Source organism: Mobilicoccus massiliensis (assembly GCF_000826525.2).
GTDB classification, from domain to species: domain Bacteria; phylum Actinomycetota; class Actinomycetes; order Actinomycetales; family Dermatophilaceae; genus Mobilicoccus; species Mobilicoccus massiliensis.
The window spans coordinates 1-26,008 of the sequence record NZ_LN651330.1 but is presented as its reverse complement, the minus strand read 5'-3'; the positions used below and the strand labels follow the sequence as shown (position 1 = coordinate 26,008).

The window sequence follows — 26,008 nt, the reverse complement described above, 5'->3', positions numbered from 1 at the left end:
CCCCGATCTCACCGAGAGGACACCGATGACGTCCACCGATCCCCAGCCTCTGCCGGTCGCCCTCGACGCGCTCGTGCGCGTGGGCACGGCCGCGGGGTTGGACGCCGACTCGGTGCGTGAGGAGGGTCGTCGTCTCGCGGCGGGCGTGGTCGGCACGTCGGCGCCCTCGCAGGTGCATCTCGGGTGGCGCGAGGTCATGGGTGGATCCACGCAGGACTTCTTCGACGCGGCCTCGCGCGGTCGTCGATTCGCCTCCGGGCCCACGCCGCTGCTCGCCGGTCTCGCGGCCGACGCGCCCGACCAGGCACGCGCCTACGCCGCTGCACTCGTCGACGTCGCCACCGCCGCCTGCACGGTGCCGGGCGCGAGCCGGGAGGCCGTCGGCAAGGCGACGACGACCGGTCAGGCGCAGCTCGCCGCCGTCGGTGTGCGGGCCACCAACGCGCCCGTCACGGCGTCCGACGATCCCGGCGCGATGCCGACCACTCCGGCAGTCGGGGCGTCCCCGGCCGGGGCCTTTCCGGGGCTGCCGACCGATCCGCACTCCCCACCGTCAGCGCTCCCGGAGGCGCGACTGACCTCGGGCGCGGTCATGGACCAGCTCGCGGCGCTCACCCGCGCCACCCGTGAGCTGTGGAGCGGCACGCCCACCCCCGGCCCGCTCACACCGTTCGACCTGCCGCCCTCACCGGCCGCGGGCGGCATCCGCCCCGGCGACTCCCCGGCCGAGGCTCCCGCCGCGGTCGCGGGTGCAGCCGAGCCTGCGGGCGCCGACCGGCCCACCGAGCCCGCCCCGCCGCAGAAGTCGGTCGAGGAACTGCTCGGCGAACTCGACGAGCTCATCGGGTTGCGCCGGGTCAAACGCGAGGTCCACCAACAGGTCGCGATGCTCAGGGTCGACGCCAAGCGGCAGGAGGCCGGTCTGCGCACCGCGACGATGACCCGGCATCTCGTGTTCGTCGGCAATCCCGGCACGGGCAAGACGACCGTCGCCCGGCTCGTCGGCGGCATCTACCACGCCCTCGGGTTGCTCTCCACCGGCCGGCTCGTCGAGGTCGACCGCTCCGAGCTCGTCGCGGGCTACCTCGGTCAGACCGCGACGAAGACCGCCGAGATCGCCCAGTCGGCGCTCGGCGGCGTGCTGTTCATCGACGAGGCCTACTCCCTCTCGGGCGACCAGTACGGGCAGGAGGCCATCGACACCCTCGTCAAGGAGATGGAGGACCACCGCGACGAACTCGTCGTCATCGTCGCCGGCTACCCCCGCCCGATGCAGGAGTTCATCGACACCAATCCCGGCCTGGCCAGCCGGTTCCGCACGACGATCACCTTCGACGACTACACCGACGACGAGATCACCGACATCCTGCTCTCGCTCGCGAAGAAGTCCGACTACGTGCTCTCCGAGGCGGCGCTCACCCGGTTCCGCGAGATCCTCGCGGCCACACCCCGCGACGAGTCGTTCGGCAACGGTCGCTTCGCCCGCAACGTCCTCGAGGGCGCCATCGGCCGCCACGCGTGGCGCGTCCAGGACCTCGACGATCCGAGCATCGACGACCTACGCACCATCGAACGCGTCGACCTCGAGGATCACGACGACGAGGAGCTGCAGCATCCGCTCTCCCCGGTCACGGACGTCGCCTCACCCCAAGCCGAGGATGCGTCACCCCCGGTCGAGCACGCAGACCCGCTCTCCGAAACATCAGAGCCCTCGGAGGAGCGCGCATGAGCCCCGCACGCTCCTCGGCCGCGGCCCAGGCGGCGCCGGCCACGTCATCGACGGCGCAGGCCACCGGTGCCCTCGAGACGGGGGTTTCGGCCGGTACCGCGACCGCGCCGGCGACGACACCCCGGCCGACGGGCTCGACGATCACGACCCCCGCCACGTGGACTCCTCCCCACGCGGAGATCGAACAGAAGGGCGGCAACACACGAGCGGCACGCCGTAGGGCCCGGGCGGAGTCGCTCGTCTCGTCGATGACCCGCCTCGCGCTGGGGTGCGTGCTGGCCTGTTCGCTCAACGGCGCGGCGGCCTACGCGCTGGTGCAGAGCGACGCCCCTCGGGTCCAGGCCGTCGCCGAGGCACAGACCCAGGATCTCGACGGCGCGGCCCAGTCGATCTCGTCGATGTCGGCGACGGCACCGCGGTTGCCCGTCGGCGCGGCCGGTGAGCAGGGCTACCTCAAGAGCATCGAGGCGGGTGCGAGCGGTATCGCCTCCGCGACCGCGCGCGCGGCCTCCGGCCCACGACAGTTCACCGGCGATGTCGACCGGCTCACCGACCTCTCGGCGGCGTACGCCGCGTACGTCGCGGCGCTCGAGGAGGCCCGCAGCACCACCGGCTCGGCGGCCGCCGGCCGCTTCTCCGCGGCGGAATCGATCCGTACCCAGCGCATCGCCCCCGTCCTCACCGAACTCGGCACGAAGAACGCCGAGCGTTCCGACGGCGCCGAGGTCTCCTCCGTGCTCTCGATCGGGTTCCTCTCGGTGACCTCGCTCGCCACGCTCGTCGCGCTCCTCGGAGCCTCACGCTGGCTCGCCGTGCGTACCAAGCGGATCGTCAACCCCGGCCTCACCGGAGCGCTCGTTCTCTCCGGAGCGGTCTCCGGCTACGCGTTCAGCGGTCTGTCGGCCCAGGGCCTCGCGACGTCCGGCTCGGGCCCGCTGCTGCTCGTCGGCGGCCTGGCGGCGGCGGGGCTCGCCTGGATGGGCGTCGACGAGCGTCGCAAGGAGTACCGATGACCGCGTTCGTCACCGCGCCCCCCGCTCCCGGCTCTCTCGGCGAGGACGTGCCGGCCGAGCAGCTGCTCACCTACCTCGATGCCCTCGGTACGTGGCGTGATCGGCGCCGGGTCGAGCTCGACGCGCTCGACGAGGCCGCGGTGCGGTCGCCCGACCGGCAAGCGCTCACCGGCGACATCCTGTTGTCGATGACGCTGTGGAAGGCCGTGGCCGACCGGCACGACCTGCTCGTCGCGGCCTGGGACTCCGGCCGCCTCCTCGCGCAGGATCGGACCCGGCTCACCACCCTCATCTGGGGCCGTCTCGACCACGACGCCGCGGCGGGCACCGCGCTCTCCGTCTCGTTGCCGGAGGCGTGCCGCCTCTCGGATTCCCTCGCCGCGAGCCTGCGCCGCGCTCTCGGCCTCGACGGCAGTGAGCCCGACGTCGAGCACCGGGTGCGCGAGCTGCGCGCCTCGGTCGAGCGCATCCGTGACCTCGTCGCCGGCATTCCCGCCGGCCGGGCCGCCTCGGCCCAGGAGGTGCTCGTCGGCCTCGATCGTCGTCTCGTCGATCTCACCGACCGCGTGCGGCGCGGGGCCGACGTGGGCGGGTTGCTCGGTCCGCTCGAGGTGCAGGTCGCGACCACCGAACGCGATCTCATCGTGGCCGCGGCCGACCGCACCCGTGCCCGCGACCGACTCGAGGGCGTGCGGGCGACGATCACCGACCTCGCGGCCCGCGGCGACGCCGTGCGCGCACTCGCCGCGAGGTGCGCCGCGACCGTCGCGGACGCACCGGTGCTCGGGGTGCCCGACGTCTCCGCCCTCGGCGACCCTCCGAGCGATCCGGCCGAGCTCGACGCCTTCTGCACCCGCCTCGATCGGGTCGGGCGAGCCCTGGAGATGGCGCGCTCGACGTACGCGGAGGCCCTCGAACGGCGCACGGACCTCCTGGCCCAGCTCGATCGCGACGCCGGCCGCATCGACGACCTGCCCGAACACCTGCGAGACGACGCGCGCATGCTCGCGCGCCGCGGGCGTGAGCTCACGACGACGCCGACCGATCTCGCTCATCTGGGCGCCGTCGCCGGCGCCCTCGACGCGTACCTGGGAGCCCGGCGATGACCGCCTGCCGCGAGACCGGCTGCCCCGGGCACTATCTCGACGGGTACTGCGACTGGTGCGGGATGCCCGAGCACCCCGACCCTGCACCCGACGCCGACCCGATGCCCTCGCCCACGGCCCGACCTGCGCCGACCACCTCGGCCGCAGACCCGCCCGACTCGGCGAACTCCGTTGCGTCCCAGGCACCCTCATCCGCCGGTTCGGCCGGCTGGTCCGCCACCGGTTCGCCCGTCGACCCCTCACGCGACGAGGCCGCGGATTCCCCCGTCGAATCCGGTCTCGTCCCCGATCGCGCCACGGTCACCCCGCTCGGCTCGGCCCGGGGAGCAGGGGTGCGACGTCACGTGCGACCCCACCGACGCGTCCGACGTTCGGGACTCGGCGCCGGGCTGACCCAGGTGCCCCCGGTCGAGGAGACCGACCCCATGCAGGCCGTCCTCGTCGACCCGGTCGTGCCCGAGGAACGGCGCATCTGCCCGTCCTGCGGAGCTCCGGTGGGTCGCTCGCACGACGGGTCTCCCGGCCGCACCCAGGGCTACTGCCCACAGTGTCGTAACCCGTTCTCGTTCACGCCCAAGCTCACCGCGGGCGACCTCGTCGCCGGCCAGTACGAGGTGGCCGGGCCCATCGCCCACGGCGGTCTCGGCTGGATCTACCTCGCCCGCGACCGCAACGTCTCGGACCGGTGGGTCGTGCTCAAGGGGCTCCTCAACGCGGGCGACGAGGACGCGGTCGCCGCCGCGATCGCCGAACAGCAGTTCCTCGCGCAGGTCGAGCACCCGCAGATCGTCGAGGTGTACAACGTCGTCGAACACGAGGGCCTGGCCTACACGGTCATGGAGTACGTTGGCGGCGTCTCGCTCAAGCAGATCCTCAAGGACCGGCTCATGGCCAAGGGCGAGTACGACCCGCTGCCGGTCGAGCACGCCCTCGCCTACGTCCTCGGCATCCTGCCCGCGTTCGCCTACCTGCACGACCACGGGCTGCTCTACTGCGACTTCAAGCCGGACAACCTCATCCACGTCGTCGACGGCGTCAAGCTCATCGACCTCGGCGGCATGCGCGAGATCGACGACCTCGAGTCACCCATCTACGGCACGATCGGTTACCAGGCGCCCGAGGTGGCCGAGACCGGCCCGTCGATCGGCAGCGATATCTACACGATCGGGCGCACGCTGGTCGTGCTCACCACCGAGTTCCGCGGCTACCAGAGCCGATTCGTGCACTCGCTGCCGCCGTTGACCCAGACGCCGGCGTTCCGCGAGCACGACCCGTTCTACCGACTCGTCGCCAAGTGCTGTGCGCCCGACCCGGCCGACCGCTTCGTCTCGATCGAGGAACTGCGGGTGCAGACGCTCGGCGTACTGCGTCAGGTCGTCGCCGACCGGCCCGGAGGCGGCGTGGCCACCCAGGCGCCGGTGTCCCCCTCGTTCGAGGCCCCGGTCGTCACGGGCGAGAGCCTCGATTGGTGGGAGCTGCCCGGCGTCAAACCCGACGAGCAGGACCCGATGAACTCCTGGCTGCGCGGCCTGCAGGAGTCCGATCCGGCGCGGCGGCTCGATGCCCTGCGCGCGGCGCCCGAGATCACCCCCGAGGTCGTCCTCGAGATGGGACGCTCCGCCCTGCGCGCCGAACGCGGCGACCTCGTCGCGCAGGCCTCGGACTCGCTGCTCTCGCACGACCCGTGGGACTGGCGGGCCGTGTGGCTGCTCGGCCTCGACGCCCTGCGACGCGGCGACGGGTCGGATGCCCTGGAATCGTTCCGCGCGGTGTACGCGCAGCTGCCTGGTGAACTCGCACCGCGCCTCGCGATGGCCCGCGCGTTCGAGCAGATCGGCGGTGCGGAGGCCCTCGCCGCCGCCGACGCCTCCTACACGACGTGTCTGCGCACGGATTCGGCCTACATCGTCGCCGCCGCCTTCGGCCTCGCCCGTACCCGTGCGGCGCGGGGCGACCACGCCGGAGCCGTGCAGGCGATCGAGACCGTGCCCGCCACCTCGGGCGCCTACTCGCGCGCCCGGTGGATGCGCGCCGACCTCCTCACCCGCGCCGGTGGCAGCGTGGCCGACCTGCTCGAGGTCCTGCGCGGCTCGGCCGGCATCGCACTCGAGCCCCGCGCTCGTGCCTGGCTCGCGGTGCAGGTGTACGAACGCGCCCTCGCCGCCCGCGTCGCCGGTGACGACTCGGAGGCGCAGATCGACGACAAACCCGCCGACGAGGCCCGCCTTCGCCGCTCTCTGGAGTCGGCCTACCGCGACCTCGCCCGACTCACCCCCGACCCCGGCGAGCGTTACCGACTCGTCGACGAGGCCAACCGCATCCGACCCTGGAGCCTGATATGACGCCCGGTCACCCCGACGAGCCCGGCCGCGACGAGACACCTTCGCCTGGAGAGGAGTCCGCCGCGCGCACCCCCGAGCAGGGCGCGGGCCCCGACCCGACGACGCCGCTGGCGGCGCAGGAGAGCACCGAGGAGTTGACCGTCTGCCCGGCGTGCCGCACGACCACCGGAGACGGCCCGTACTGCGAGAACTGCGGCAGCAGGATCGAGGCGGCCGAGCCCGTTCAGGGCCTCCCGGGCGAGGGCGCGCCTCGTTCGGGCGGCATGTTGGTGCTCGGCGGGCCGGCGGCGCACTCCCCGGCGCCCACGTCGATCCCGGAGGACGACCAGCCGCGGTGCCAGTGCGGCGGCGGGTACTCCGACGGTTACTGCGAGCAGTGCGGATCGCCCCGGCCCGATCCCCGTGACCACACCGAGGACGCTGCGGCGCCGTGGGTGGCGGGGGTGAGCGACGTCGGCGTCCATCACGAGTCCAACCAGGACGCGATGGCCCTCGTCGTCGACGGGTCGCGTGCCGGGCTCGTCGTCTGCGACGGGGTCTCGACCGCATTGCGTTCGGAGGACGCGAGTCAGGCCGCTGCCGACGCCGCGGTGACGATCCTCGGGCGGGCGACCTCCACCGGCGTCGGTGTGCCCTCCTCGCTCGTCCCGGCGATGTCGGCGCGCCTGGACGCGGCCACCGACGCCGCATCCGACGCCGTGGCCGACATCACGCGGGCCGTCCATCGGGAGCTCGGTGACGAGGCCGTGGCCGACGCCCAGCACGCCAACCCCTCGTGCACGATCGTCGCGGCCGCGATCGACGGGGGTCACGTTGTCGTCGGTTCGGTCGGGGACTCACGCGCCTACTGGTTTCCCGACGACGCGCCCGCCGTTCAACTGACGATCGACGACTCCTGGGCGGAGGAGCAGATCTCGCTCGGCGCCACCCGGGAGCAGGCCGAATCCGGCCCCGGCGCGCACACGATCACCCGGTGGCTCGGCGTCGACGCGCCCGAGCACACCCCCCGCAAGGCCTCGTTCCAGGTCGACCGCGCCGGGTGGCTGCTGTTGTGCTCCGACGGGCTGTGGAACTACGCGAGCGACCCGGCCGCCCTCGCCACCGCGCTCGCCGACGTCGCCGCGGCCGGCGATGTGGCCGAACCCCCGCGGGCGGCTACCGATGGGGACGCCGGGAACACGACGGCCCTGACCCGCATCGATCCGCTCGCGCTGGCGCGCGGCCTCGTCACGTGGGCGAACGCCCGAGGCGGGCATGACAACATCACGGTCATCACGGCTCGGCTGAACGACCCCCGATCGACGCGAGAAGGAGGCACGGATGGCTGAGTTCTCGGCCGCGGTCCACCAGAACGAGTTCCTCGGTGCGGGTGCCACCGACGTGCACGCCATCGTGTCGATCACGTGCACGGGCGCCGGGCGCGCCGGTCAGTCGGCCGGTGGCGATGCCGGCGAGATCATCGTCATCGACACCTCGGGATCGATGGAGGCCGCGGGTGTTCGCGCTGCCCAGGAGGCCGCCGCGACGGCGTTGGACCAGATCCTCGACGGCGTGTGGTTCGCCGTCGTCGCCGGCAACCACCAGGCCCGACTCGCCTACCCCGACGGGTACACGGCCGCGATGGTGCAGATGTCACCGGCCACGCGCTTCGAGGCCAAGCGGTCGCTCGGGCGGCTCTACGCCGACGGCGGCACGGCGATGGGCACGTGGCTGTTGGCCGCGGCCCAGTTGTTCGACACGGTCCCCTCGCTCACGCAGAAGCACGTCATCCTCCTCACCGACGGTGAGAACCAGCACGAGACGCCCGAGCAGTTGACCGAGGCCATCGAGCGGGTGCGCGGGCGGTTCCAGGCCGACTGCCGCGGCCTGGGAGCCGCGTGGCAGGTGGAGGAGGTGCGGCGCATCGCCGAGGCACTGCTCGGCACCGTCGACCTCATCCCGCGCCGGGAGGACATGGCGGCGGAGTTCGAGCGGCTCATGCGGGCCTCGATGGCGCGGGGCGTGGCCGACGCGACGCTGCGGGTGTGGGCGCCGCAGGGGTCGGAGGTGCTGTTCGTGCGTCAGGTCGCGCCGCGGCTGGAGGACCTCACGGCGCGCCGCACGACGATCAACCCGCTGACCGGCGGGTACCCGACGGGGTCGTGGGCCGACGAGACCCGCGAATACCACGTCGCGGTTCGGTTGCCCGCCAAGGCGCTCGGCGCCGAACAGCTCGCGGCCCGGGTGCAACTCGCCGTCGGTGACGACGTGGTCGCGCAGGGACTCGTCAAGGCCAAGTGGTCGGGTGACGACTCGCTCACCGCCCGGATCAGCCCCGAGGTGGCCCACTACACGGGTCAGACGGAGCTCGCCAAGGCGATCCAGGAGGGGCTCGCGGCCAAGTCGATCGGCGACGACGTCACCGCCACGACCCGTCTCGGTCGCGCCGTGCAGCTCGCCGCCGAGACCGGCAACGACGACGCCACCGACCGACTCTCGCGCGTCGTCGACATCGACGACGCCGGAACCGGGCGCGTGCGGCTCAAGCAGGGCATCGACCGCCTCGACGAGATGGCGCTCGACACGGCCTCGACCAAGACGACCAGGGTCAGGCGATGACGCGATGCCCCGACGGCCACGACTCCGCGGCCGAGGACTACTGCGACGTCTGCGGCGTGCCCATGGACGCGCCCGCGGGGTCGGCGGTGCCGTCGCCGGGGGTCGCCGCCGGCGGCGTCGCGTCGACCCCGAAGGCGGGCGGCGCGGTCGCCGACGACGAATCCGGATCGTCGGATGCCGCTGCCGCGCAGGCCTGCCCGCACTGTGGTGCGGTCAACGCCGAGGACAACCTCTTCTGCGAGGTCTGCGGCTTCGATTTCACCACCGGCGTCATGCCTCGCGTCGAGGGCGGAGAACCGAGCTTTCTCGACCTGCCCGACCCGGTCGGTCGGACGGTGCCACCCGAACCGCGGACTCCGGCAGAGGACGACGCGAGCCCGGCGCCCCCGCCCGAACCTGCCCAACCCGTGGCCTCGCCCGCACCGACGAGTGCGGATTCGGCGAGCGCGGTGCGTGCGAGCGACGATCCCGAAACGCCGGTGGGTGAGCAGGTCGTCGCCGATGCCGCGGTGGCGGGCGTCGATGACCGGGGCGGCCACGAGGACGACGAGGTCGCGAGTCCGGACCGTCGGTCCCCGCGCCCCGTCAACCGTCCGCCGTCGCGTGAGGTGGTCGGCGACTGGGTGGTCGAGGTGTGGATCGACCCCGACTGGTACGCCGAACAGGACACCGAGGAGGCGTGCCCCTCGCCGGCTCCGCCCGAGGTCGTGCCCCTCGTCGGCTCGGATGCGTTGATCGGCCGCCGCAGCCGGAGCTCGGTGCCCGACATCGACTGCGGCATCGACTCCGCCGTCAGCCGCCGCCAGGCGTTGCTCACCAGCGACGGCCGCCGGTGGTGGATCGAGGATCTCGACTCGAGCAACGGCACGTGGATCGGGCCCGCCGTCGGGCCCCTGCCGTCCTCGCCGATCACCGGCCGCACGGAGGTCGACGCCGACGACCGGGTGTACGTCGGAGCGTGGACCCGCCTCGTCGTGCGTCCCGCCACCGCCGGAGAGATCGGCGACTGACGCCACGATGCCCGCCAGCGAGGGCGTGAGCCTGCGCCGTCTCGATGCCGTGATCACCGCCCTGGTGGTCGCGAGCGCGTCGACCGCGGTGGCGACCCTCGTCGACGGCGGTGCCGGGTTCGCGGTGCTGCAGGCGCTCGCCCCGTCGCTCGGGGTGATCGTGTTCGTCGTCGCGATCGCGGCGGTGGCGCGGCGCCGCCTCGTCACCGCGGCGGTGGCCGTCGTGGCCGCCCTCGTCATGCTCGTCCCGGTGCTCACCGCCCCGATCGGTGACGTGCCACGGAGCTCGCGCACGCTCTCGGTGCTCTCGGCGAGCACGTACGTCGGCCGGATCGACGCCGATGCGCTGATGCGGGAGGTCGACGCGCGCTCGGTCGACGTCCTCGTCCTGCCCGAGATGACCGAGGAGTTCTGGTCCGAACTTCGACGCAGGGGCCTGACGAGCCGCCTGCCTCACGTCACCGGCCGTACCGGTGGCGGCCGCGGCATGGTCGTCGCCACCCGGACGCCGGTGACCTGCCTCGAACTCATGCCCGGGGTGACGTGCGGCGAGGTCACGGCGGACGACGGGTCGGAGTACGCCTACGACGCGCAGGGGCGGCCCGCGTTCGATCAGATCGTCGTGCGCCTCCCCGACGGCACCCACCTGCGTGCCGTGCACGCGTGGTCACCCCGCATGCCGCCGATGTCCCGCTGGCAGGAGGACCAGCGCGACACGGCGCAGTGGATCGCGGCACAGCCCACCGATCTTCCTCTCGTGCTCGCCGGCGACTTCAACGCCGGCCGGTCACACCCGGTGTTCCGTCGTTACTCCGCCGGGCTCGACGAGTCCCCCCGCGGCGGGTTCCCGTGGACGCGAACCTGGCCGCGCTGGGACCCGATCCCGCCGTTCACCCAGATCGATCACGTCCTCGCCCGCGGCTGGCGCGCCACGGAATCCGAGCCCGTGAGCATCCCCGGCTCCGACCACCGCGCGATCTGGACCCTCCTCACCCGGTGAGGACGCGTGGCGCCGGGATGGGGGCCGGACGGGCGGTCGCCGGTCGGCAAGCAGGCGGTCGATACCTGCTGACCCCTTGCGCTCGGACAGGCCCTTCACCCGGCTTCGCAGGGGTGAAACCGCCTGTCCGAGCGGGTCGGACCCAGTGCAGGCAGGGTCGTCATGAAGGCCCGGGCGGCCTCCCTCGCTCAGACAGGCCTTTCCACCCGGCTCGCTTGGGTGAAAACGCCTGTCCGAGGGGGTGCGTCAGCCGAAGGTGACCTCGCCCTTGTGCATGTCGCGGCCCTTGAGACGCAGGAGGAGGTCCCAGGCGTAGTGGGTGCCGTCGTCGGCCTCGATCTCGCGGGCGACGCGGCCCGAGCGTTCGACGGTGAGGGCGCCGGAGGCGATGTAGTCCTGCAGGTCGTCCTCGACGTCGCGAGACGTGTAGTGGATCTCGGGATCCTGCGGGCCGCCGTAGCCCTCGGTGAGGTTGGTGGCGTCGTGGGCGACCACGAGCATCTCCCCGCCGGAGGCGAGGGCCCGCGCGGCGAGGCGCATGGCGAGGCGACGTTCGTGGGCGGGAAGTTGAAGGTAGGAGACGAGGACGGCGTCGTATGCGGAGCGGTCGACCTCGGCGGTGGCGACGTCCTCGACGCGCCACGTGATGTCGAGGTCACGACCGAGACGTTCGGCGGCCGCCCGGGCGAGCTCCTGACCCCGCTCGGTGGCGACGCGGGAGAAGTCGACCGCGGTCACCTTCCAGCCCTCGGCGGCCAGCCAGATGGCGTTCCGGCCCTCGCCGGAGCCCAGGTCGAGCGCGGCACCGGGTGCGAGGGAGCCGAGTTCGGAGACGACCCACCGGTTGGGGTCGGTACCCCAGATGAGTTCTTCCTCGGTGTAGCGGGTGTCCCACTGCGTGGCGTCCATGGCGTCTCCCTCGTCCGGCATCGGGCGGGCCCCGGTCGAACTGACCGAGGCTTTCACGGCCCTCGGCCAGTGTCGCGTATCGGGGCCATCACGACCACCGATAACCGGTGGGTAGAATTCCCGTGTCGCCCAAGCAGATTCGGGGTTTCCGCAGGTCACGGGCCGTTTCTGGGGACCTTGGTCCCTTGGGTCGAGCGCTCGTACGGTCGATCCTGGCGGCGAGGGGCGGCGTCTGCCGTCCACATCGGCCACCCCGGGGAAGGGTGTCCGTGGGGGTGGACCACCCTGCGCGGCCTGCCTTCCCGCCCTGATCTGGAGGGCTTTTCATGGACGCGCTGGAACTCGCGCGATGGCAGTTCGGTATCACCACCGTCTACCACTTCTTGTTCGTGCCGATCACGATCGGCATGTCGGCGATCGTCGCCGGATTCCACACGGCGTGGGTTCGCACACACAACCCGCAGATGTACAAGCTGACCCGATTCTTCGGAAAGCTCTTCGTCATCAACTTCGCCCTGGGTCTGGTCACGGGAATCGTGCAGGAGTTCCAGTTCGGAATGAACTGGTCGGATTACAGCCGCATGGTCGGTGACATCTTCGGGGCGCCGCTCGCGCTGGAGGCGCTGCTCACGTTCTTCCTCGAGTCGGTGTTCATCGGCCTGTGGATCTTCGGGTGGGGCCGCATTCCGGAGAAGCTGCACGCGACGACGATGTGGCTCGTGCACATCGGCACGGTGATGTCGGCGTTCTTCATCCTCGCGGCGAACAGCTGGATGCAGCACCCGGTCGGATACCGGATCAACCCCGACAACGGCCGCGCCGAGCTCACCGACTTCATGGCCGTGATGACGAACAAGGTGCAGATGGTCGCGTTCCCGCACGTCATCACCGCGGCGTACATGACCGGCGGCGCCGTCGTCATGGCGGTCTGCCTGTGGCACCTGCACCGGGCGGCGAAGAACGGCGTCACGCTCGAGCCGCACTACCGCGAGCTGTACCGCAGGGCCACGCGCGTGGGCGCGATCATCACGCTCGTCGCCTCCGTCGGCGTCATCGTCACCGGCGACCTGCAGGGCAAGGTCATGACCGATGTCCAGCCGATGAAGATGGCGGCGGCCGAGGCGCTCTACTACAACGCGAGGCCCGCCCCGTTCTCGGTGTTGTCGGTCGGCAACCTCGAAGGCACCGAGGCCGCGCACCTCATCGAGATCCCGGGTCTTCTCAGCTACCTCGGCAAGGGCGATTTCGACGCGGAGATCGAGGGCGTCTACGACATTCAGAAGGACTACCTCAGCACCTACACGGACACAGCGCTGACGAACGACACGCGCACGAACTACACGCCGTACATTCCGGTGGCCTATTGGACATTCCGCTTCATGATGGGCTTCGGGTTCGCCGCGATGGCCTGCGCGGTGCTCGCGCTGTGGGCGACCCGCAAGTCGGCCAAGGAGAAGGAACTGCGCCCGGCCTGGTGGCACTGGCTCCTCATCGCCACCCCGTTGTTCCCGGTCATCGCGAACTCCTGGGGCTGGATCTTCACCGAGATGGGTCGCCAGCCGTGGGTCGTCATGGGCGTCATGCTCACCGAGTTCGGTGTCTCCCCACGCACGAGCGCGGCCGAGGTGTTGACGTCGATGATCGTCTTCACCCTGCTCTACGGCGCGCTGGCCGTGGTCGAGGTCAAGCTCTTCGTCAAGTACGTCAAGCTCGGCGCCGAGGACATCGGCGAACCCACCGAGGCCGTCACCAAGGGCGTGGGCGAGGACGAACCCCTCGTCTACACGTACTGAGAAGGGGACCTGGCAATGGATCTCGCAGTCATCTGGTTCATCCTCATCGCGGTCCTGTGGATCGGGTACTTCTGCCTCGAGGGGTTCGACTTCGGCGTCGGCATGCTCCTGCCGATCCTCGGCAAGGGGCAGGACGCGGAGGATTCCGAGCGGCGCAAGCGCGTGCTGCTCGGCACCATCGGCCCGCACTGGGACGGCAACGAGGTGTGGCTCCTCACCGCCGGCGGTGCGACGTTCGCGGCGTTCCGTGAGTGGTACGCCACGCTCTTCGACGGGTTCTACCTCGCGCTGCTGCTCATCCTCGTCGCGCTCATCGTGCGCGCGCTGGGCTTCGAGTATCGCGGCAAGGGCGATTCGCCGTCGTGGCGCAAGAACTGGGATCTCGCGATCATCATCGGCTCGTTCGTGCCGGCCCTGCTGTGGGGCGTCGCCTTCGCCAACATCGTCGGCGGCACGCCGCTCGCGGTGCACGAGAACACCCTGGGCCGCGGCGTGGAGTTCCAGGGGTCACTCCTCACGCTGCTCAACCCGCACGCACTGGTCGGTGGCCTGACCACCCTGTTCCTGTTCCTCACCCACGGCGCGATCTTCATCGCGCTCAAGACCAAGGGCGGCATCCGGGAGGATGCACGCCGGCTCGCGGGCAAGCTGGGTCTCGTCACGGCGGTGCTCGCGGTCGTGTTCCTCACGTGGACGAACATCCTCACGGGCAACAAGATCGCCGCCTGGGTGTTCACGATCCTCGCGGCCGTCGCGCTCGTCGCGGGCCTCCTCGCCAACCGTGCGGGACGCGAGGGGTGGGCGTTCCTCGGCACGTTCCTCACCACGCTGCTCGCGGTGGGCTCGCTGTTCCTCATGCTGTTCCCCGACGTCATGCCCTCGACGCTCGACCCGGCCGCGTCCCTGACGACGGTCAAGGACGGCGTCGGCTTCTACGCCGCCAACAGCGAGCAGACGCTGCAGATCATGACCGTCGTCGCCGTGATCTTCACGCCCGTCGTCATCGCCTACCAGGCGTGGACGTACTGGATCTTCCGTCGGCGCCTGTCGACCGACCAGATCCCCGACGTGTCTCCGACGCGCGAGAAGGTGCGCGGCTGAAACCCGACACGAGCGGACGCGGGGCTCCCGGCACGACCCGAGAGCCCCGCGCTCGTGTGCGCCGCTCGTCCCGGGGCAGGGCGCCGAACCGCATCGTCGCTGGTGGGCAACCGGATTCGGGTGTCCTCGACCTGGGTGGTGAACTGATCTCGTGAAGCCCTTCGACCCGCGCCTGCTGCGGCTCGCGCCCGGTGCGCGTGCCGGGATTCTCGGGCTCGGCCTGCTCGGCACGATCTCCGGACTGGCGGCCATCGCGCAGGCCTTCGCCGTGGCGCACCTCGTGTTCGTCGTGGTGCGAGCCCAGCCGCTCGGGCCGGCCGTCGCGTGGGCCCTCGGCACCTTCGCGGTGCGGGGCCTCGCGCAGGCCGCGACCGAGGTCGTGGCCGCGCGCACCGGTGTGGCGGTCTCCTCGGAGTTGCGCCGGCGCCTCGCCGACCAGATCCTCGCGGGCGGCCTGCAGCCTGCGCACGCGGGCGGGTCGCACGGCGCAGAGAGCGGGGTCGGTCACGAGTCCACCGCGCCGTTGACCCTGATGACCCAGGGGGCGACGGCCGTCGAACCGTACGTCGCTCGGTACCTGCCGTCGCTCGTCGCGGCGGCCGTGCTGCCGCTCGCGGCGATCGTCGCGATGGCGACCCTCGACCCGTTGACCGCCCTCATCCCGGTGCTCACTTTGCCGCTGCTGCCGGTGTTCGCAGCGCTCATCGGCATGGCCACCCGCGACGCGACCGACCGACGGTGGCGCGCGTTGTCCCAGCTCTCCGGGCACTTTCTCGACGTGATGAAGGGCCTGCCGACGCTCGTCGGCTACTCGCGGGCGCACCGGCAGACCGAGTCGATCCGCAAGGTCAGCGAGGACCATCGCGAGGCCACGGTCGCGACCCTGCGCCTGGCGTTCCTCAGCTCCGCCGCGCTGGAGTTCCTCGCCACCATCGCCGTCGCGATCGTCGCCGTGAGCACCGGGCTCATGCTCGCCACCGGACGCATGGAGCTCGAGATCGCCCTCACCCTCATCCTCCTCGCCCCCGAGGCGTACTGGCCCGTCCGTCGCGTCGGAGCCGAGTTCCACAACGCCGCCGACGGCGCCGCCGCCCTCGAGGAGATCGCGAGCGTCGCCCCCGCCCGAACAGGCCTTTCCACCCGTGTCGACGCCACCCCCGCCGACACCACCCCCTCCGCTCGAACAGGCGTTTCCACCGGTGTCGATGCCACTTCCGCCCCGGATATCGCTGCGCTGCAGCCCGGACGCGGGGAGACCGTGACAGTGCGAGGGCTGTCTTTCCGGTACGCACCGGATCTTTCCGACGTGATCCACGGCCTCGACGTCGAGATCGGTCCCGGACTGACGATGCTCGTCGGCCCGTCGGGGGCGGGAAAGACGACCCTGCTCGAACTGCTGGCTGGCCTCCGCACCCCGACCGAGGGCAGGCTCGAGGCGCCGCGTGCACACCTCGTCACCCAGCGCCCGTTCCTTGCGCCGGTGTCGATGCGGGACAACCTGTTGCTCGGAGCGGCGGGATCTCCGAGCGACGAAGAGTTGCGCGCCGTGCTCGACCGGGTCGACCTCGCAGGACTGCTCGCCGAACTGCCCGCCGGGCTCGACACGCCTCTGGGCGACGACGGCTTCGGTCTCTCCGCCGGCCAGCGAGCCCGATTCGCGCTGGCCCGGGCGTTGCTCTCCGACGCTCCCCTCCTCCTCCTCGACGAGCCGACCGCCCACCTCGACCCCGAGACCGAACACCACGTCGCGGCGCTCATCCGCGAGCTCGCCGACACACGAACGGTCGTTGCGGTCGCTCACCGTCCCCTGCTCGGCAAGCTCGCCGACGCACACATCGAGATCGGGCCACGAGGAGGTGCGAGATGAGCCTGCGCACGCCTCGCCTCATCCGTGCACGGCTGGCGTACACGAGCCATGCCGTCCACGGCCTGCACATCGCACCCACGACGGGAGGCCTCGCATGACCGCCACCCACCCCACCCCGACCACACGCTTTCGTCCCCGTCGACTCGTTCCCGGCATCGTTCCGGCGGCGATCATCGGCGGGCTGGCGCTGACGAGCGGAGTCGCGCTCACGGCCGCGTCGGGGTGGCTCATCACGGCGGCGTCGTTCCGGCCGCAGATCCTCACGCTGCTCGCGGTCATCGTCGCGGTGCGCGCGTTCGGCATCGCCCGGCCGGTGCTGCGGTACGTCGAGCGGGTGAGGTCGCATGATGCCGCGTTGGCCGCCCTCGCGCAGGATCGCGCGCGGGTCTACGACCGGCTCATCCCCCTCACCCCGGCGAGGCTCGGGCGGCGCGGCCGCGGTGATCTGCTCGCGGGAGTCGTCGACGACCTCGACGATGTCGCGTACGCCCAGGTCAGGGTCGTCGTTCCGTTGGTCGCGCTCGTCATCACGGGGCTCGCGGCGGGGTTGATCGACGCGGTGTTCCTCGTTCCGGCGGTCCCGGTGATCGCCTCGGCGGTCGTCGCCACGCTCGTCGTCGGCGCGCTCGACTGGTGGATCGAACACCGCACGCAGGCGGAGGTCGTCGCGGCGCGGGCTCGGGTCTCCGATCTCGCCGCGATGGTGACCCGCGACGGTGCCGAGCTCACGGCCATCGGAGCCCACGAGCAGGCGCTCACCTGGCTCGACGAGGCACAGGACCGTCTCGCCCGGGCCGTGCGTGCGCAGTCCTGGGGTCGGGCACTCGGAGTCGGGTTCATGCCGCTCGTCGCCGTCGGTCACGCGGTCTGGATGGCGTTCGTCGTCGAGCCCTGGGTGCTGGTGGGGTTCAAGACACCGCTGGCCGCGCTGCTCGTCCTCACCCCGATCGCGTTGGGCGAGGTCATCGGCGGAATCCCCGACGCGGTCGGCGCGCTCGCCCGCGCCCAGGGCGCGTCGGCGAGGTTGTCACGAGTGCTCGAGCAGGAGCCGGCCGTGGCTCGTGCCGACGTTCCTCCGTCGCCGGAAGCGATCGGCGAAGGGCGGGTGTCCTCCGACGGTGACGCGACGGCACCCCCGATCGAAGCCCGGTCGGTATCGGCGTCGTGGGACGGGACCCGGCCCGCGCTCACCGGGGCCGATCTCGATGTCGCACCGGGTGACGTCGTCGGGATCGTGGGTCCGAACGGGTCGGGCAAATCGACGCTGCTCGCCGTGCTCGCGCGCTACCTCGATCCGACCTCCGGCACGTACCGCCTGGGCGAGTTCGACGCTCTCGCCGAGGTTCCCGCCGACGTGCGGACCCACCTGGCGATCGTCGACGACGAGGTGCACGTCTTCGCGTCGACGTTGCGCGAGAACCTGCGCCTGGCCAGGCCGGGGGCCTCCGACGACGACATCGTGCGGGCGCTGCGCCTGGCCGGGCTCGGCCCGCTGCTCGACGCGTTCCCGGCCGGTCTCGACGAACGCCTGGGCACGGGTGGCCGCGGTGTCTCCGGCGGCGAGCGCACGCGCCTCGGCATCGCCCGCGCGATTCTCTCGGGGCGTCCGGTGATGCTGCTCGACGAGCCAGTCGCCCACCTCGACCACCCGACGGCCGTCGCGGTGCTTCGCGACCTCGTCGAGGCGGCGCACGGTCGCAGCGTCGTGCTCGTCACCCACCGCCCCGAAGGGCTCGACGACGCCACCCGCGTCATCGGCCTCGCCCCCGGCCCGACCATCGGTGCACGCCTCGAGCACACCGCGCACGTGACCTGCGACGAGCGCAGTGTGCCGAACCCGTGCCCGGTTGACGGATCGGCAGCGCGGTCGTCCGTGAACTGCGCTGCTACACCGCCCGGTCCTTCGCCAGCCCGATGAGCCGGTCGAGCAGCGCGCCGCCGCCGACGCGCAGGCCGTTGTGCTCGTACTGATTGGTGATCCACGGGTGCATGCGGGGCAGGAGCGCGGCCGTCTGTTCGGAGAACTCGCGGTCGACGTAGGCGTCGTCGGCGTAGATCGCGGCGGCGCAGGCGACGTCCGCGTTGCGGAGGGCGTCGGCGTCGTAGAGGCTCGGCCATTCGACCTCGGCCATCGCGCCCGCGAGAGCGGCGTAGGGTGCGAGCTCGCTGCTGTCCTCGAAGTGCCACGGGAAGAGGTGCTCGCCGGTGAGCAGCGTGGGCTCGGCGTCGAACGCGTCGGGATACGTGCGCGCGGCCGCCCAGTTCGTCACTCCCCCATCGCAGTACGACGACTCGTGGATGACGGCGTAGAGCGGGTTACGGCCCCCGAACGGCAGCAGCGCCGCGAGGTCGTGCCGGAACCACGGAGCCCGGACGTCGCCCTCGAGCAGGTGCGCGAGCGCGGCCTGGCCGCCCGTGCCACCGAGTAGATGCCCGAGCGTGCGGAACCACCGCGGTGTGACGACGTCGCCGTTCGGCAGCAGCACGTCGCCGGCCTCGCAGGCGGCGAGCATCTGCGTCATGCGCTCCCGCGTACCCGGATAGCCCCGGTAGAAGAGCTCCGACTTGCGGGCCATCTGCGCGTACGTGCGCGCGTACACCTCGTCCACCGGGCGCCCGACGGGCGGCAGTCCGCCCGTGAAGTAGACCTCCGCGAGACGGTCGGCGTGGGTCGAGAGGTAGCGCAGCGAGGTGAATCCGCCGAAGCTCTGCCCGAGCAGGCTCCAGGTCTCGACGCCGAGGTGTTCGCGCAGGAGCTCGGCGTCGGCGACGATCGCATCGGCGCGGTAGTGCCTGAGGCGCTCGACCAGCGGCGCGACCTCCACTCGGGGGCTCGCCGGGCACCCGTCGGTGGTGAGATCGGCCTCTCCGAACGGCGTCGACCGCCCGGTGCCGCGCTGATCGAGCATGAGGACTCGGTAGTCCGCGAGCGCCCGCTCCAACCAGGCCGGCGCCCACGGCACTCCGCTCGGGCGCGGCGCCTCGCCCCCTGGACCTCCTTGCAGGAACACGAGATACGGGCGGTCGAGCCCGTCGGGCGCCGCGACCTCGCGGGCGTAGACGCGGATCGTGCCGCGGGCGGGATCGCCGTGGACGAGTGGCACCTCGATCTCGTGGTCGCGGGTGCGAAGGCCGGGTAGCGAGACGTAGTCGGTCACCGGCCCACCGTAAGTCCGGGGGGCATGTCGGCGGGGCGTGTCAGGCTGAGAACGCTCGATCAAGGGGAGGTGGGCGATGCCGCAGTGGCCGTACCGGATGCCGACCGCCCTGCGCCCGTACGTCGACTCGTGCGTCGGGTACGACTACCGCCTCGACCCGGCGGCGACGCACCACGGCGTGCCCTCGATGTCCCTGACGGTGATCATCGCCTTCGACGAACCGCTCGACTGCGGGTGGCTCGCGGGTGACGGACGTGACCGGTTCACGACGCTCGTCGCCGGTCTGCACACGCGGCCCTCACTCATCCGCACCCACGGCCGCCAGCACGGCATCCAGCTCGGCCTCACCCCGCTCGGATGCCGGGCGTTGCTCGGTGCACCGGCCGCGGCGTTCGCCGGCGAGCTCGTGCCCGGCGACGACGAACGGCGCCTGCCGAGCTCGTTGCAGGCCCGGCTGCAGGAGGCGACGTGGCCACGGCGCTTCGCCCTGCTCGAGGCGTACCTGCTGTCACGGATCGAGGCTGTCGAGCCACGCGCCGAGACGGCCCGCGCCTGGGACGTGTTGCGCGGCTCGCACGGGTCGGTGCGGGTGGAGACGCTGGCCGGCGACGTCGGTCTCTCGCGGCGGCGCCTCCTCACGCTCGTCCGCGACGAGTTCGGCCTCACGCCCTCGCAGCTCGCCCGTGTCGCCCGGTTCGAGCACGCTCGCGAGCTCCTGCGCTCGGGCATCGGTCTCGCCGAGGTCGCGGCCCGAGCCGGATACGCCGATCAGCCGCACCTCACCCGTGAATGGCGGGCGATCTCGGGAATGACGCCGCGAGCATCCCTCGACGACTTCCCAATCCTTCAAGACGACGCCGGGTGAGCGCGCGCACGCTGGCGGCATGACGCAACCACAGCTCTTCCACTGCCTCCGCTACCGCGACGCCGACGCGGCGATCGCGTTCCTCGTCGCGCTCGGGTTCACCGAGCGGCTCGTCGTGCGCGACGAGCTCGACCCCACCGTCGTCGTCCACGCCCAGTTCCAGTGGCGCGACAACGGCGGCCTGATGTTCGGGTCGGTCCGCGACGACGCCAAGGGCCTCGCCCTCCGACCGGGCACGGGCGTGTGCAATCTCGTCGTCGAATCCGACGAGGCCGTCGACGCCACGCTGCGACGCGCTGTCGAGGCGGGCGGCCGGATCGCGCAGGAACCGAACGAGCCACCTCACGGCGGGCGGTCCGCCGGTGTGCTCGACCCCGAGGGGAACTACTGGAACATCGACTCCCACCCCGGGCAGTGATCACCTCGAGCGGCTTCAGAGACGAACATCGCGAGACGAACGACATTGCGATGCCTGCTCGTTCACCTCGTCGACTCGAGCGCCGAAGGGCTGTCGGCGGCGGCCTCTAACGTGAGGTCATGGAGTCGAGCAGACACGGCAACCGGCACGAATCGGATCCTCACGAAGGCCGGGTGACGCTTCCCACGGTCGGATTCGTCGGGGTCGGCAAGATCGCGGCCGCCATGGTCGACGGGCTTGCCGACGCGTGCCCGCGCATCCTGCTCTCACCGAGGGGACGCGAGACCGCGGCCGACCTCGCCGCGCGGCATCCGAACGTGGAGGTCTGCGAGAGCAACCATGCCGTGGTCGACGGCGCCGAGGTGCTCGTCATCGCCGTGCGTCCCGACCAGGTCGACGAGGCCCTGCGGCCACTCGACGTCTCTCCCGGCACGCTCGTCGTCAGTGTCGTCGCCGGTGTGCCGCACGAGACGTTCACCGACCTGCTCGGCGATGTCACCGTCGTTCGCTCCATCCCGCTGCCGAGCGTGCGACACCACGCCGGGCGCACGCTCGTCCTGCCCGACCAGCCACAGGTCAGAGCGATCTTCGATCATCTCGGTGGCACGGTCGCGGTCGAGACCGCGGCGGCGTTCGACGCGCTGCAGACCACGTCGGCCACGATGACGACCCTCCTGCACTACCTCGCCACGGTCGTCGACTGGGCCGCTGAGCAGGGCGTTCCCCCGGCCGAGGCCGAAGCCTTCGTCCAGGGCGCGGCCCTCGGCACCCTGTCGGAGGCAGCCGCGGGCACGACCTTCGCCCAGATCGCCGACGGACACGAGACTCCCGGCGGGCTCAACGAGCAGGTGCGCACGACGTGGCTCGACCCACGCCGCGACGCCCTCCGCGCGACGCTCGACGAGGTACTGCGACGTGTGCGCGGCGAGTGATCGAGGCGTCGCCTCGCGGTCAGGCCTCCTCGAGAGCGGCGCGCCAGGTGCCGAACCGCACGCCCTCACCGGGTGCGATCTCGCTGCCCACCCAGGCCGTCACGAGCCGCAACCCCTGGTAGGCGTTGAGCAGCCACGCCTCGCGGCCGTCGAGGTCGTCGATCGTGGCCTCAACCTCCCGCACGGTCATCCCGAGCGCACGCGCCTGCTCCTCGACGACCGTTCGCGTCACACCGGGCAACACGGGCAGGCCACGGCTCGGCACGCACAGGTCGTCGCCGTCCCACCACACGAGCGAGGCATACCCGGCCTCGAGCACGAGACCCGCCTCGTCCCGATAGAGCACCTCGTCAGCGCCCTGCTCGCGAGCCTGGGCGATGAGCTGCTCGGCGAGCGCCATGTCGGGTCCCTTCACACGGGGGGTGCGCCGTGGGTCGCCCGGCGGCAGCACGTGCACCACCGCACTCGGGCTGCGAGGCGGGCCGGGGCGCACGTCGAGGTACAGCTCTTCATCCATGAGCCGAACTCGCGGGAACCACTCCCCATCCGTCGGCACCGCTGCGGCCGCCGCGTCGAAGAACGCACCCGCACGCACCCCCGGTGCGCACGACTCCACGGACCCGACGAACCGCTCCCGATGCAGATCGAGCCTGCGCACTGCGCCGTCCGCCTGCCGCCACGAGTCCGCGACACGCAGTTCGCCGCCGGGCTCGGTCATGCGCCGGAGCCCGTCCTCGGTCCATGCGTACGTCGTCATGAGGCGGACCCTAACCGTGGTTCGGCGCCCCCGCCGCTCACGCGGGCCGACACGTTCCTCGTCCACGCAGACCGATGCAGTGCGTGCGTGGCGTGTTCGACGCTCTCACCCGCCCGTGTCGAGGATCGCGTCGAGGTCGAGTCCGAACGCCCGCCCGAGGGTTGCCGCCTTGACCAGCGTCTCGAGCCATTCGGCCCGAGGATCCGAGCGCGCAGTGATCGCGCCGCCGACACCGTAGATGAGCCGGTCGGGATGATGCACCACGGTACGGATGACGATCGAGAGGTCGATCGTCCCGTCGATCGAGAAGTAGCCCAGGACACCGGAATACACCCCACGGGGGCCGCCTTCGAGGTCACGCAGGATCCGCACGGAGCGCTCCTTGGGAGCGCCGGTCATCGACCCGCCCGGCAGCGCCGCGCGCACCACGTCGATCCCCGTGCGTCCGGCGTCCAGCTCTCCGACGATCGTGCTCACGAGCTGATGCACCCCTGCGTGGGTCTCGACGTCGAAGAGCAGCGGGACTTCGACGCTGCCCGGCCGGCAGACCCGTGACAGGTCGTGCCGCAAGAGGTCGACGATCATGAGGTTCTCGGCGCGTTCCTTGACGTCGTCCGCGAGCTCGGCGGCGAGCCGGGCGTCCTCGTCGGGCGTACGGCCGCGCGGGCGGGTGCCCTTGATCGGTTTCGCCTGCACGCGAGTGCCGCTCGGCGCGGGATCGACTCGCAGGAACCGTTCGGGTGACGCCGAGAGCACGTGGGTGTCGCCGAAGCCGAGGTAGGCCGCGAACGGGCGCGGCGAGGTGGCGCGCAGCCGCCGGTAGAGGTCCCAGGAGTCGATCGCCGCATGCACCTCGATGCGGTTGGTGAGGCACAGCTCGTAGCTCTCACCGGCGGCGATCTGCTCACGGCACCGATCGATGAGATCGAGGTAGGCGGCACGGTCGTGGCGGATCGAGACGTCCCGCACGTCGGGCGCGGCCTCCGCGGGTGGCGGCGCCTCCGCACGCGAGAGGCGCTGAAGTCGCCGGGCGGTGCATTCGAGCCACGCGAGCTGGAGGTCGGCGCACGTGTCGTCGGCGATCGCGATGGCCCACGCGCTACCGGCGTGATCGAGCGCGACGAGTCGATCGGTGAAGACGAGCACGGCGCGTGGGGCGTCGTCCGGAACGCGCTGCGGAGCCGGTGACTCCGGGGCGAGGTCACGGGGGTCATCGGGCACGGTTGCATCCGGCAACTGAGCCGCGGCGTACTCGTAACCGAGGTATCCGACCCATCCGGGTACGAACGGCAACGACGGGCTCGCGCGGAGTCCCCTCACGTCACCCGTCGACGGCGTCCCGCCACGCCCACCCTCGTACTCGGAGGAGACGGAATCGCCCGGCACCCAGACGTATTCACGAACGCCGTCCCGTTCGCCGCCGAGCGCCGGAACGAGGGCGCCCTGGTCTGCGCCGACGAGGTCCAGCGGATCGCACGACGAGGTGTGCATCCCTGAACCGTCGCGGATCGTGAGGACATCGCTCAGCGAGACGATGCACGCGAGCGGGCCCTCGGCCGACCCACACGCCGAGACTCCTCCGGACCCCGGCGAGGTCGCCGAGTCCAGCCACCACGCGTGCTCCTGGCCGCGAAAGAGCGCGTCGAACACGTTCTCCCCGGTGGCCTCGCACGCCACCTCACGAGCAAGGACGCGTCGGCCCCGAGCCGGCCGCCCCTCAGTTGCGCCGTGCGCGTCGGTCGCGCGCGGGGATGCGACCGGAGCCGGAGACTGCCGAATCCGCCGAGCCCGGTCGTTCCATTCCCGGGCGAGGTCGAAGAAGGTGCCCAGCAGGTCGCGGCCGTGCTGCGAGCAGATCGATTCCGGGTGCGTCTGCACACCCCAGAGTGGCCGGTCGCGATGATGCAGCGCCATGACGAGGCCCTCGCACGTGGCGTCGACGACGAGATCGGCCGGCAGCCCCGTGACGACGAGCGAGTGGTACCGGACCATCGACAGCGGGTTCGGCAGCCCGGTGAACAGGCCTGTTCCGTCGTGAGCGACCTCACCGATCTCGCCATGGACGGGCCGTGGCGCCCGCTCGACGCTCGCGTCGTAGGCATGGGCGATGGCTTGCATCCCCAGACACACGCCGAGCACCGGCACCTGGCCCTGCGCGACGATGGCGCCGGAGTGTCCGAGGTCGTCGGGACGATCCGGGGTCCCGGGGCCGGGTGAGACGACCACCGCGTCGTAACCCGCGAGCACGTCGTGGACGGAGGAGGACAAGGGCGCGTCGTTCGCGATGACGTCGGGCATCGCACCCGTGACGCGTGCGATGTCGTGCGCGAGGTTGAACGTGAACGAGTCGTGGTTGTCGACGAGCAGGATGCGCACTCCGTACCTCCACCTCGCGTCGATCCCCGCGAGCGTACGCCCCGTCGACACGTCACCGTGCCCGGCACGTCATCGCCATGGGACCGTGGGCTCAGGCCCGATCAAGGAGACGTCATGCCCCGATCCGCCCGTGTCCTCGGCGCGACCGCTCTCGCCGCCGCGCTGACGAGCGCTCTCACCGCGTTCCCGCCGCCTGCCGATGCGAATGCACCTGCGGCGACCCGGCCCACGTCGGTCGCGCAGACGCCGGTCGCTCGTCGGACACCTCCGACGGCCTCGGTCCACACCACGCGCCACCTCACCGTTGCCCGCGGCCCGCACGCCGTGCCCTCGACCGGCGGACTCCGTCTCGCCCCGCTCGCCCGCGGGCCCCTGACCGGCCGGACCATCGTCGTCGATCCCGGCCACAACGGACGCCGCAGCCGCGTCAACGACCGCCTCGTCCCCGCCGGGGGCGGACGCACCAAGCCGTGCAACACGAGCGGCACCGCGTCGCGGTCAGGCGCGAGCGAACACGCGTTCACGTGGAACCTCGCGAACCGCACCGCCACCGAGCTCCGCCGCCGCGGCGCGACCGTCGTGCTCACCCGCCCGAACGACCGCGGCGTCGGACCCTGCGTCGACGAACGCGCCGCCATCGGCAACCGCGCCCGCGCCGATCTCGTCCTGTCGATCCACGCCGACGGCAACACCTCACGCCGGGCCCGCGGGTTCCACATCATCACCTCGACGCGGATGACCGGCGGCCCCGCGGCACAACGGGCCTCGACGCGCTACGCGATGCGGGTGCGAACGGCGTTCGCGCGCACGGGGATGCCGCGCTCCACCTATCTCGGTCGCGGAACCGCACTCACTCCACGCACCGACATCGCCGGCCTCAACCTCAGCCGGCGGCCCGCGATCATGCTCGAGGCCGGCAACATGCGCCATCCCACGGACGCCGCACTCCTCGCGAAGCCGAGCTTTCGCGCCAAGGCCGCCCGTCTCCTGGCCGACGCCACCCAGCAGACCCTCCGCCGCTGACCCTCCGCCAC

20 protein-coding genes are annotated in these 26,008 nt (G+C 71.8%); 16 read left to right on the top strand and 4 right to left on the bottom strand.

The annotated features are described in order from the left end of the window. Positions 1-25 precede the first annotated feature (25 nt). From BN1197_RS09905 to BN1197_RS09865, 8 genes are read left to right on the top strand one after another with little or no spacing between them, the layout of a single operon-like run. Positions 26-1,729, top strand: a complete 1,704-nt coding sequence (locus tag BN1197_RS09905) for an AAA family ATPase (RefSeq protein WP_052466443.1) — start codon at positions 26-28, stop codon at positions 1,727-1,729. Next, the gene (locus BN1197_RS17340; protein WP_040159135.1) at positions 1,726-2,742 is read left to right on the top strand and encodes a hypothetical protein; all 1,017 of its coding nucleotides are present in this window, start codon (positions 1,726-1,728) and stop codon (positions 2,740-2,742) included. Before BN1197_RS09905 ends, BN1197_RS17340 begins: the two co-directional genes overlap by 4 nt. Then, positions 2,739-3,848: a hypothetical protein gene (locus BN1197_RS09890; protein ID WP_040159133.1), complete on the top strand. Its 1,110-nt coding sequence runs from the start codon at positions 2,739-2,741 to the stop codon at positions 3,846-3,848. The genes BN1197_RS17340 and BN1197_RS09890 overlap by 4 nt, the downstream gene beginning before the upstream one ends. Further along, a complete protein-coding gene (locus tag BN1197_RS09885) occupies positions 3,845-6,190 on the top strand; it encodes a serine/threonine-protein kinase (protein ID WP_040159130.1) in 2,346 nt (781 codons plus the stop codon). Before BN1197_RS09890 ends, BN1197_RS09885 begins: the two co-directional genes overlap by 4 nt. After that, positions 6,187-7,518 (top strand): PP2C family protein-serine/threonine phosphatase, encoded by a 1,332-nt coding sequence (locus BN1197_RS09880; protein WP_082043784.1) that lies wholly within the window; start codon positions 6,187-6,189, stop codon positions 7,516-7,518. Before BN1197_RS09885 ends, BN1197_RS09880 begins: the two co-directional genes overlap by 4 nt. Continuing rightward, positions 7,511-8,788: a VWA domain-containing protein gene (locus BN1197_RS09875; protein WP_040159127.1), complete on the top strand. Its 1,278-nt coding sequence runs from the start codon at positions 7,511-7,513 to the stop codon at positions 8,786-8,788. The genes BN1197_RS09880 and BN1197_RS09875 overlap by 8 nt, the downstream gene beginning before the upstream one ends. Then, positions 8,785-9,798, top strand: a complete 1,014-nt coding sequence (locus tag BN1197_RS09870; RefSeq protein WP_040159125.1) for an FHA domain-containing protein — start codon at positions 8,785-8,787, stop codon at positions 9,796-9,798. The genes BN1197_RS09875 and BN1197_RS09870 overlap by 4 nt, the downstream gene beginning before the upstream one ends. A 7-nt stretch (positions 9,799-9,805) precedes the next feature. Then, positions 9,806-10,798: an endonuclease/exonuclease/phosphatase family protein gene (locus BN1197_RS09865; RefSeq protein ID WP_040159123.1), complete on the top strand. Its 993-nt coding sequence runs from the start codon at positions 9,806-9,808 to the stop codon at positions 10,796-10,798. A 246-nt stretch (positions 10,799-11,044) separates the two neighbouring features. On the opposite strand, the gene BN1197_RS09860 is transcribed toward BN1197_RS09865, so the two are convergent. Continuing rightward, entirely contained in the window at positions 11,045-11,707 is a 663-nt protein-coding gene (locus BN1197_RS09860) for a class I SAM-dependent methyltransferase (protein WP_040159122.1), read from the bottom strand. 326 nt (positions 11,708-12,033) lie between these two features. On the opposite strand from BN1197_RS09860, the gene BN1197_RS09855 reads away from it, so the two are divergent. From BN1197_RS09855 to cydC, 4 genes are all read left to right on the top strand, one after another. Beyond that, entirely contained in the window at positions 12,034-13,500 is a 1,467-nt protein-coding gene (locus BN1197_RS09855; protein WP_040159121.1) for a cytochrome ubiquinol oxidase subunit I, read from the top strand. 15 nt (positions 13,501-13,515) lie between these two features. Further along, positions 13,516-14,601, top strand: coding sequence for a cytochrome d ubiquinol oxidase subunit II (cydB, locus tag BN1197_RS09850; RefSeq protein ID WP_040159114.1), 1,086 nt, complete (start codon positions 13,516-13,518; stop codon positions 14,599-14,601). 151 nt (positions 14,602-14,752) lie between these two features. Further along, positions 14,753-16,468: a thiol reductant ABC exporter subunit CydD gene (gene cydD, locus BN1197_RS09845; RefSeq protein WP_040159111.1), complete on the top strand. Its 1,716-nt coding sequence runs from the start codon at positions 14,753-14,755 to the stop codon at positions 16,466-16,468. 94 nt (positions 16,469-16,562) lie between these two features. After that, positions 16,563-18,386, top strand: coding sequence for a thiol reductant ABC exporter subunit CydC (gene cydC / locus BN1197_RS09840; protein ID WP_082043783.1), 1,824 nt, complete (start codon positions 16,563-16,565; stop codon positions 18,384-18,386). On the opposite strand, the gene BN1197_RS09835 is transcribed toward cydC, so the two are convergent. Then, the gene (locus tag BN1197_RS09835) at positions 18,355-19,626 is read right to left on the bottom strand and encodes an alpha/beta fold hydrolase (RefSeq protein ID WP_040159109.1); all 1,272 of its coding nucleotides are present in this window, start codon (positions 19,624-19,626) and stop codon (positions 18,355-18,357) included. The genes cydC and BN1197_RS09835 overlap by 32 nt on opposite strands. Positions 19,627-19,702: 76 nt before the next feature. On the opposite strand from BN1197_RS09835, the gene BN1197_RS09830 reads away from it, so the two are divergent. From BN1197_RS09830 to BN1197_RS09820, 3 genes are all read left to right on the top strand, one after another. Further along, entirely contained in the window at positions 19,703-20,491 is a 789-nt protein-coding gene (locus BN1197_RS09830; protein WP_040159103.1) for a helix-turn-helix domain-containing protein, read from the top strand. 19 nt (positions 20,492-20,510) lie between these two features. Continuing rightward, positions 20,511-20,909, top strand: a complete 399-nt coding sequence (locus BN1197_RS09825) for a VOC family protein (protein ID WP_040159102.1) — start codon at positions 20,511-20,513, stop codon at positions 20,907-20,909. Positions 20,910-21,082: 173 nt separating this feature from the next. Continuing rightward, positions 21,083-21,841: an NAD(P)-binding domain-containing protein gene (locus BN1197_RS09820; RefSeq protein ID WP_040159100.1), complete on the top strand. Its 759-nt coding sequence runs from the start codon at positions 21,083-21,085 to the stop codon at positions 21,839-21,841. A 19-nt stretch (positions 21,842-21,860) separates the two neighbouring features. Here BN1197_RS09820 and BN1197_RS09815 read toward each other — a convergent pair whose 3' ends face one another. Both BN1197_RS09815 and pabB read right to left on the bottom strand, forming a co-directional pair. Continuing rightward, positions 21,861-22,598, bottom strand: coding sequence for an aminotransferase class IV (locus BN1197_RS09815; RefSeq protein ID WP_052466441.1), 738 nt, complete (start codon positions 22,596-22,598; stop codon positions 21,861-21,863). A gap of 105 nt (positions 22,599-22,703) precedes the next feature. Next, a complete protein-coding gene (gene pabB / locus BN1197_RS09810; protein ID WP_082043781.1) occupies positions 22,704-25,025 on the bottom strand; it encodes an aminodeoxychorismate synthase component I in 2,322 nt (773 codons plus the stop codon). 63 nt (positions 25,026-25,088) lie between these two features. Between pabB and BN1197_RS09805 the strand changes: the two genes are divergently transcribed. Next, entirely contained in the window at positions 25,089-25,997 is a 909-nt protein-coding gene (locus tag BN1197_RS09805) for an N-acetylmuramoyl-L-alanine amidase (protein WP_040159098.1), read from the top strand. Positions 25,998-26,008: the final 11 nt, after the last annotated feature.

Excerpts from the sequence above, each read along its gene's own strand:
- BN1197_RS09875 (WP_040159127.1), top strand. The coding sequence starts at position 7,511 with ATGGCTGAGTTCTCGGCCGCGGTCCACCAGAACGAGTTCCTCGGTGCG.
- BN1197_RS09890 (WP_040159133.1), top strand. The coding sequence starts at position 2,739 with ATGACCGCGTTCGTCACCGCGCCCCCCGCTCCCGGCTCTCTCGGCGAG.
- BN1197_RS09815 (WP_052466441.1), bottom strand. The coding sequence starts at position 22,598 with ATGACGACGTACGCATGGACCGAGGACGGGCTCCGGCGCATGACCGAG.
- BN1197_RS09855 (WP_040159121.1), top strand. The coding sequence starts at position 12,034 with ATGGACGCGCTGGAACTCGCGCGATGGCAGTTCGGTATCACCACCGTC.
- BN1197_RS09860 (WP_040159122.1), bottom strand. The coding sequence starts at position 11,707 with ATGGACGCCACGCAGTGGGACACCCGCTACACCGAGGAAGAACTCATC.
- BN1197_RS09870 (WP_040159125.1), top strand. The coding sequence starts at position 8,785 with ATGACGCGATGCCCCGACGGCCACGACTCCGCGGCCGAGGACTACTGC.
- cydC (WP_082043783.1), top strand. The coding sequence starts at position 16,563 with ATGACCGCCACCCACCCCACCCCGACCACACGCTTTCGTCCCCGTCGA.
- BN1197_RS09805 (WP_040159098.1), top strand. The coding sequence starts at position 25,089 with ATGCCCCGATCCGCCCGTGTCCTCGGCGCGACCGCTCTCGCCGCCGCG.
- BN1197_RS09885 (WP_040159130.1), top strand. The coding sequence starts at position 3,845 with ATGACCGCCTGCCGCGAGACCGGCTGCCCCGGGCACTATCTCGACGGG.
- cydB (WP_040159114.1), top strand. The coding sequence starts at position 13,516 with ATGGATCTCGCAGTCATCTGGTTCATCCTCATCGCGGTCCTGTGGATC.
- BN1197_RS09825 (WP_040159102.1), top strand. The coding sequence starts at position 20,511 with ATGACGCAACCACAGCTCTTCCACTGCCTCCGCTACCGCGACGCCGAC.
- BN1197_RS09880 (WP_082043784.1), top strand. The coding sequence starts at position 6,187 with ATGACGCCCGGTCACCCCGACGAGCCCGGCCGCGACGAGACACCTTCG.
- BN1197_RS09905 (WP_052466443.1), top strand. The coding sequence starts at position 26 with ATGACGTCCACCGATCCCCAGCCTCTGCCGGTCGCCCTCGACGCGCTC.
- BN1197_RS09830 (WP_040159103.1), top strand. The coding sequence starts at position 19,703 with ATGCCGCAGTGGCCGTACCGGATGCCGACCGCCCTGCGCCCGTACGTC.
- BN1197_RS17340 (WP_040159135.1), top strand. The coding sequence starts at position 1,726 with ATGAGCCCCGCACGCTCCTCGGCCGCGGCCCAGGCGGCGCCGGCCACG.
- BN1197_RS09865 (WP_040159123.1), top strand. The coding sequence starts at position 9,806 with ATGCCCGCCAGCGAGGGCGTGAGCCTGCGCCGTCTCGATGCCGTGATC.